This window comes from Psychrobacter sp. 1U2 (genome assembly GCF_051847575.1).
Window position 1 is genome coordinate 1 of the sequence record NZ_JBPYDC010000996.1, and the last position, 745, is coordinate 745.

The 745-nt window shown below is 46.4% G+C and carries 1 pseudogene; it reads right to left on the minus strand.

Going from position 1 to position 745, the window contains the following annotated elements:
* Positions 1 to 745, minus strand: a pseudogene (locus ACS8FD_RS19980) (hypothetical protein); the annotation flags it as partial.

Sequence of the window (745 nt, forward strand, 5' to 3'; positions counted from 1 at the left end):
GCTTACGATCAGGATCTGGTTTATCTAAGATAGACAGCTCTGGAATGGGGGTCAGCTGCGCACGATATTGAGCGGTTTGCATTGAGCGTGACTTTTGACTAAACGCTGCATCATCACTGATATCAGGCATGACTGGCGCATCTGTATCGCCCAAACGACTATCGTCTTCTGGCATCATATCGGTAATATGATTACTACTATCACCCTTGGGGACGGCAAAGCTCATCGTTGGTTTGGACGCTGCTATCGGCTCAACACTTACGCTTGGATTAACGCTTTCTACCGCCGGCTCAGCTTTTGACGCCGTCTTTGGATTGGCAGGTGGCGTATTGGTCGGGGTCATATCTTTCGATATCACCGGCTCTTGTACGTTTAACTTTCGTTTAACCTCAACGTTGTCAGTTTCCGCCGCTCTCTCTTTTATTATAAGCTCTTCAGCTACAGTCTCTTTGGATATAGGTTTTTTCTCTACAGCTTCTTTAGCGACAGACTCTGTAACTATAGGCTGCTCGTCAACCACTGGTGAAGCTTGATGTTCAGCCCTCTTCGTGGCTTCGCGTATTGGATTTTGATGGTCGGTGACGACGTTATCAGCAGAGGTGGTATGCTCAAACGAAGATGCTTTATCTGCCTTTGCAGGCTCGTTCTCAGCTAGCCAAGTATTTGCCAACGCATCTAAATTGGGTGTTTGTTCAATAGCAGCAGTCGTATCTATTTGTTCAGATTTGATTGCATCAGATTGGTT